This is a genomic window from uncultured Salegentibacter sp. (assembly GCF_963972535.1).
Lineage (GTDB): Bacteria > Bacteroidota > Bacteroidia > Flavobacteriales > Flavobacteriaceae > Salegentibacter.
Genome location: NZ_CAXAVR010000128.1, coordinates 1 through 6,722 on the forward strand (window position 1 = coordinate 1; position 6,722 = coordinate 6,722).

Annotated in this window: 8 protein-coding genes; 1 reads left to right on the forward strand and 7 read right to left on the reverse strand. The window is 37.1% G+C overall.

Annotated features, from left to right (window positions below; all coding sequences use genetic code 11):
* Both AACZ30_RS12155 and kynU read right to left on the reverse strand, forming a co-directional pair.
* Positions 1-581 (reverse strand): serine hydrolase (locus AACZ30_RS12155; RefSeq protein WP_339649630.1); only part of this gene is annotated, 581 nt, incomplete at its 3' end.
* A 57-nt stretch (positions 582-638) separates the two neighbouring features.
* Positions 639-1,934, reverse strand: a complete 1,296-nt coding sequence (gene kynU, locus AACZ30_RS12160; RefSeq protein WP_339649632.1) for a kynureninase — start codon at positions 1,932-1,934, stop codon at positions 639-641.
* Between the two features lie 134 nt (positions 1,935-2,068).
* On the opposite strand from kynU, the gene AACZ30_RS12165 reads away from it, so the two are divergent.
* The gene (locus tag AACZ30_RS12165; RefSeq protein WP_339649634.1) at positions 2,069-2,710 is read left to right on the forward strand and encodes an O-methyltransferase; all 642 of its coding nucleotides are present in this window, start codon (positions 2,069-2,071) and stop codon (positions 2,708-2,710) included.
* Here the strand turns inward: AACZ30_RS12165 and AACZ30_RS12170 are convergent.
* From AACZ30_RS12170 to AACZ30_RS12190, 5 genes are all read right to left on the reverse strand, one after another.
* Positions 2,703-3,260, reverse strand: a complete 558-nt coding sequence (locus AACZ30_RS12170; protein ID WP_208224899.1) for a phosphatase PAP2 family protein — start codon at positions 3,258-3,260, stop codon at positions 2,703-2,705. The two genes, AACZ30_RS12165 and AACZ30_RS12170, sit on opposite strands and share 8 nt — an antisense overlap.
* A 9-nt stretch (positions 3,261-3,269) precedes the next feature.
* A complete protein-coding gene (locus tag AACZ30_RS12175) occupies positions 3,270-3,551 on the reverse strand; it encodes a twin-arginine translocase TatA/TatE family subunit (protein ID WP_075326198.1) in 282 nt (93 codons plus the stop codon).
* Positions 3,552-3,627: 76 nt separating this feature from the next.
* Positions 3,628-5,937 carry a M1 family metallopeptidase gene (locus AACZ30_RS12180; protein WP_339649635.1) on the reverse strand — a complete coding sequence of 770 codons (2,310 nt, stop codon included), beginning with the start codon at positions 5,935-5,937 and terminating at the stop codon, positions 3,628-3,630.
* Positions 5,938-5,999: 62 nt separating this feature from the next.
* Entirely contained in the window at positions 6,000-6,503 is a 504-nt protein-coding gene (locus tag AACZ30_RS12185; protein ID WP_339649637.1) for a DUF6702 family protein, read from the reverse strand.
* A gap of 26 nt (positions 6,504-6,529) precedes the next feature.
* The coding region (locus AACZ30_RS12190) for a hypothetical protein (protein WP_339649638.1) at positions 6,530-6,722 on the reverse strand (193 nt) is incomplete at its 5' end.

A 6,722-nucleotide genomic window follows, 5' to 3' on the forward strand; every position in this document is an offset into this window, starting at 1 on the left:
CTAATTTGTTCTAGAATTGAAGCCATTTCTCGCGGAGTAGTTTGTCCCCAGCCATATTTTTCCCAGTCTTTATCACGACCTTCTGTTCTTGAGTTTACCCGGGTGTGCTCCAGGCCAAGTTCAGCCATTAATTCATTAATAGCTTCTCCGCCACCGGCAAGTTCCTGGTTCCATAAAGAAGTTACATTATCACTGTAACTAATCATTAAGGCCACCAAAGTTCTAAGGTTGGTTGTAGTGCTGTCTTTATAAAATTGCATTAAACCCGAACCACCATAAATTCTATCTTCTGAATAAACCAACGAATCCTTATAGCTTAATTCTCCCTTTTCAATTTTATCAAAAATCTTTACCAGGATTGGAACTTTTACAATACTGGCGGTAGGGAAAATACTATCGGCGTTTATCGCAGTTTCTTTTCCCGTTTTTAAGTGTTTTACATAAACACCAACATCACCTTTAAATGATGCTGTTAGTTCTTTTAGTTTCTGTTCAAGTTCAGTGTCGGTTTTAACCTGTTGCGCCTGACTTACAGCAAGAGACAAAACCGCCATAAAAATGCTAAGTATTAGTTTTTTCATTTTAAAAAAATTTCAAATTATACACTGATTCTAATTCATTTTTCTTTTCTCTATCTTCTATTTTCTATTTTCTTTGGTCTTTTTAAGAATTCCTCTCTTCAGGATTTGCCCAAATTGGTACATATCTTCAAATGAACAATAAAACGGCGCCGGGGCAAGTCTGATTACATTGGGTTCCCGCCAATCGGTTATCACGCCATTTTTCATTAAATAATTGAATAACTCCCTTCCTTCCCCGTGTAAAAATACCGAAAGCTGGGTACCACGTTCTTCCTGATTTAACGGAGTAATTATTTCAAAACTGCTATCTACTTCTTTATCAATTTCGTGTAATACAAATTCAAGGTATGCAACAATTTTATTTCGTTTTTCTATTAAAGCCGGCATTCCCACTTCATCAAACATTTCTAATGAAGCTAAGTAAGGAGCAAATGCTAAAACAGGCGCATTAGAAATTTGCCAGGCATCGGCACCGTTTTCGGGTCGAAATTCGGGTTCCATTAAAAAACGGCGCTCTTTATTGTGTCCCCACCAACCTTCAAAACGCGGAATATCTTTTTGGTTGTGATATTTTTCATTGACAAAACACCCGGAAGCATTTCCCGGGCCGCTATTCATATATTTATAACTGCACCAGGCAGCAAAATCTACCTTCCATTCACTAAGTTTTAGTTCAATATTTCCAGCGGCATGGGCAAGATCCCAACCTACAAAAGCGCCAATTTCGTGTCCCGCTTTTGTGATTTTTTCCATCTCTAAAACCTGTCCCGTATAGTAATTTACACCCCCAATTAACACCAAAGCGCACTCCTCTCCTACTTCATTGATCTTTGCTATAATATCTTCGGTCCTAAAATTATTTTCACCTTCGCGCCTGCTAATTTCAACAATAGCGTCTTTGGGATCATACCCGTGAAAACGCACCTGGCTCGAGATCATATATTGGTCACTGGGAAAAGCTTTTTCTTCACATATAATTTTATACCGTTTTCCTTCTGGTCTATAAAAGGAAACCATTAGTAAATGCAGGTTTACCGTAAGGGTATTCATTACCGTAACCTCAGCTGGTTTAGCACCAACAACTTTAGCCAGTTTTTCTGAAAACCTTTCATGATAGTCCCACCAGGGTTTTTCGGCATAAAAATGACCTTCTACGGCAAGATTTGCCCAATCGGTCATTATTTCATCTACATATTTTTTAGCTGATTTTGGTTGCAGCCCCAGGGAATTTCCTGTGAAATAAATCACATTTTTCCCTTCGTGCTGCGGGAAAATAAATTTGTCACGATATGATGCTATTTTATCCTGGGAATCCAGTTCCCGGGCATATTCTAGTGTATTTTGAAATTGCATGTGTGGTTTTAGTTTGAAGTAAAAATACAATTTATTGGCAGAAATCTCCCGAAGTGAAAACCAATTGGTATTTGTGCTAAAAGCTATTATTTTAAAAACATTAAATTCTCTAAATTTGGTAAAAATTGAATCTTATGCATTTTCTTCCTGAAGCCATAGACCAATATATTTTAGAACATTCGGCTAAAGAACCTGAGTTTTTGGCAAAGCTTAATCGCGAAACCAATCAAAAAGTTTTGCAACCACGAATGTTAAGCGGAAACTACCAGGGCAGGATTTTAAGCCTTATTTCGAAAATAATCGCTCCAAAAACTATCCTGGAAATTGGTACTTACACGGGTTATTCGGCTTTATGCCTGGCTGAAGGTTTGCCGAAAGAGGGAATTTTGCATACCATAGATATCAATGAAGAATTATACGATTTTCAGCAGAAATATTTCCAGGCTTCTGAATACAAAAATCAGATTAAGCAATATATTGGAGATGCCCGGGAAATAATTCCGCAAATTGAGGAGAAATTTGATTTAGTTTTTATTGATGCCGATAAGCCTAACTATCCTGCATATTTCGATTTAATTATTGAGAAAATGAATCGCGGCGGAGTAATATTATCTGATAATGTTTTATGGAGCGGGAAAGTAGTTGAACCGGTTAAAGCCGAAGATGAGTCTACACAAGCCCTTTTAAGATATAATAAAATGCTGGCTGAAGATGAACGTGTAGAAACAGTGATTTTGCCTATTCGCGACGGATTAACGTTAACGCGCGTTAAATAAAGCGTTTTCCTGAGCGTTGATAGAGCATAAAGAAAATAATTGCGAAAATAATTCCTACAGCCGCACCTACTAATACATCACCGGGATAGTGAACGCCTACATAAATTCGACTCAACATAAATAATAACGGCCAGATAAGCACTACCCAAATCCAGGGGTATTTATCTTTTAGTGAAAGGATAAAAAATAGGGCCGCAGCGGCAGAAACCGCAGAATGCCCGGAGAAAAAACTATAGTTATCTGGAGTTTGCAGAATTCTAATAACATCAGCAATTTCGGGTTGATTGTTAGGCCTAAGACGTAAAAAAAAGTTCTTAACAACGTTGGTAAAACCATAAGTTGAAAGCGCTGTGGCAAGAATAAACAAAGTGGTAAAAAGTGCCTTTTTCCAGTGAAAAGCCACAAAATAAAGAATAAAAAAAGTGATATAAAGCGGGATCCAGTTTTGGATAGTAGTTACGGTGATCCAGAAATTATCGTAAGTTTCAATTCCCAGTCCGTTGAGATAAACAAACAGCTCACGGTCCCATTGTTTTAGCTGTTCTAACATAAATAGTGATTAAAATCTACGTTTTACTGAACCGGTAATCTCGTCAATATCTTCTTTCACTTTATCTATCTCTCCTCTCACATCTTTAGAAATATCGGTATCAATGCCTTGCTTTTCGGCACTTTTCTGAATTTCTGTTTTAATGTCGTTAGAGGCATTACGAAGCATTTTCATCCCTTTACCCATACCACGGGCAATGTCGGGAATCTTATCGGCACCAAAAACCATTACCAGAATAAACAGGATAAAGGCAATTTCGGCACCACTAATAAAAAGAGGTATGATGTTCATAGCAAAACAAATATAGCCACAAATTTAAGTATAAAAAAAGCCGACTCGTTAAAGTCGGCTAAATTTATTTTAGATTTTAGTTTCCAAGGCTCTCCTTGAATTCTTCAAATTTACTAGTGGTTTCTTCTTTAGGCCAGGTATTGTTGTTTACATCAACATCGGCCGTTTCAAGATTTGGATCTACCACCATTTTTACGATTTCCTTATTGGTAGCAATAGCTTTTGTAGCTACCTCATCGTTCATTCTCCAAAGCTGTACGGGATATCTTTTCATTTCGGTAGAACCATCGGCGTAAGTGAATTCTACTATTAAAGGCATTGGGATTCCTCCCGGTTTTTCAAAAGTTACCTGGTAGAAATATTTAGGATCTTTTAATTTCCTTCGTTCTTCTTCAGAAAAATTATCCATCACATACTCTTTTAAAGTAGGCGAATTTTCTAAAACAGATTTTCCCTTTAAGTTTTCATCAAACTCTTCACTATCTTCTTCTACTACATAAATAGCATCAATTTCTTCAGGATCTGCGCCGTAACGTTCCAGGAATTCTTTTCCTTCTTTCGTAGCATTATCTGTAACATAAAGCTTCTGAACTTCTTTAATTCCCATATCTACATTATGGGTAGTATAAAACCATCCTCTCCAAAACCAGTCTAAATCTACGGCTGAAGCATCTTCCATTGTTCTAAAGAAATCTTCAGGGGTTGGGTGTTTAAACATCCAACGATGAGCAAATGTTTTGTATGCGTGGTCAAAAAGCTCGTGTCCCATCACAGTTTCACGCAAAATATTTAGCGCGGTTGCCGGCTTCCCATAAGCGTTATTTCCTAACTGGTAAACATTCTCTGGATTAGACATAATTGGAGCGATATACTTTTGATTCCCTTTCATATAAGGAACAATTTTCGCCGGAATTCCTCTTCGAGAAGGATATTGCTCTAAAGGAGTTATAGCTTCAGGATATTTTTCTCCAAATTCCTGCTCGGCAAGAAACTGGCTAAAGGTGTTTAAACCTTCGTCCATCCAACCCCACTGGCGTTCATCACTGTTTACAATCATTGGGAAGAAGTTATGCCCAATTTCGTGAATAATTACACTTATCATCCCAAACTTAACCCTATCGGAATACGTTCCATCTTCATCGGGCCGACCATAATTCCAGCAAATCATTGGATATTCCATCCCCTGGTTTCTAGCGTGAACCGAAACCGCTTTATGATATGGATATTGAAAAGTTTGCTTAGAATAAGATTTTAAAGTGCTGGCTACGGCTTTGGTAGACCATTCTTCCCAAAGTGGATTTCCTTCTTTTGGATAAAGAGAAACCGCCATTACATTCTTGCCATCTATATCGGTTGCCATCATATCAAGAATGAATTTTCTTGAAGTAGAAAACCCAAAATCTCTAACCATATCGGCTTTATATTTCCAAGTCTTAGTTTTGTTAGAAAAAGACTTTTCGGCTTCTTCAGCTTCTGCCTGGGTTCTAACAATTACGGGTTCGTCATAAGATTTTTTGGCCTGCTCGTAACGGCGCATCATTTCTTCAGTATAGACCTCTTTCCTATTTTGAAGTTTTCCTGTAGCTTCCATAATATGATCTGCAGGAACGGTAATATCTACTTCGTAGTTACCAAAAGGAAGAGCAAACTCACCGCTTCCCCAAAATTGCATATTTTGCCATCCTTCAACATCATTATACACAGCCATTCTAGGGAAGAATTGAGCAATTACGTAGGCATTATTTCCATCTTTAGGGAAATGCTCGTATCCGCTTCTTGCTCTATCGGTAATATGATTATTGATATTATACCACCATTTCATTTCAAACTCAAAAGATTCACCAGGCTCTAAAGGCTCTTCCAAATCTATTCTTAGCATCGTTTGATTGATGATGTAATTTAATTTATCTCCATTGTGAGTTAATCCAACAATATTGAAACCTCCATCAAATGGTTCTTCCATATGTTCGTCAACAAAACGCTGTGGTGTAGCAACCGGTCTCATTCCACTAGGATTACGATCGGCCGTTGGTGCATCTTTCTTACGCACGTTTTGGTCTAACTGCACCCATAAATATTCCAATTCATCGGGAGAATTATTATGGTAAGTCACCTCGGCTTCGCCATCTAAACGAGTATTTTTATCGTCTAAAACAATATCCATTTTATAGTCTGCCTGGTTTTGATAGTAGGCTTCTCCTGGCGCACCGGCACCGGTTCTATATTGGTTTGGAGTTGCAAAGGTTTTATAAAGTTGTTTAAACTTATTGTTATTCTCGTGACCTTCCTGTTTTGGTTTTTGTTCTTCGGCTTCAGATTCCTGGGCCTGTATACCGCTTACAAAAAGCATCACTAAAGCGAAACTTAATAATCTTAATCTGTTCATCAATTATGTTTTAAATTAAAGATTGCTAAAAATAAATATTTTTCCGGGCCTTTCCTTAAAATTTAAGGAAAAGTGAGTTTTTCTGTTTCCTGCTGCCGCATAAGAAGTAAACTTTTAGTCTTATCGTTTACTTTTACGTGTACTACATTTTTTTGATCGTCAAAAAGATCGGTAAGGATCTCGTTGGTGACTTCAATTTTATTAAAGGGAGCCAGGTTTTCAACTTCAATATATAGTATCAATTGATCGGCATCATATTCTTTTCCTAAATAATTTAGCTGAAGTTCTTCCCCATTAACCTGAAGTCTTAATTTTTGCTTAAGATATTTTGAAATATTCTCGGCAACAGCACCTTCTTCTGCTTCCTCTGAAAGTTGAAGGTCTGCACCGTAACGCTCGTTAAGCACATCTTCAAAATCGTCTATAAAAACGCGGGTAATAATTTGAAGACTCTGCTTTTCATTATTGTATTCAATCTCGGTAACGCTTAGATAAAATTCGTGAGCTCCCGATTTAAATCCAGAAAGCAAAAAAAAGCTGGCAAGAATTAGGCTTATTTTTCTCATTAATTTTTTCTAGTATGGAGCAAATATCAATCCAAAGTCTTTAAGGCCTTAAATTCTGCTGCTTTAGATTGAAAAAACTCATATAACTCTAAAGGATTTTCAAGAAGAATTTCCAAATCATAATTTTCTGAACAATAATACACAAAATTCATCACCTCACTTTCCGCTATTCCGAAGTCTTCAATTAGCGTATTTTCAGGAATTAAATAAATGGCTTTT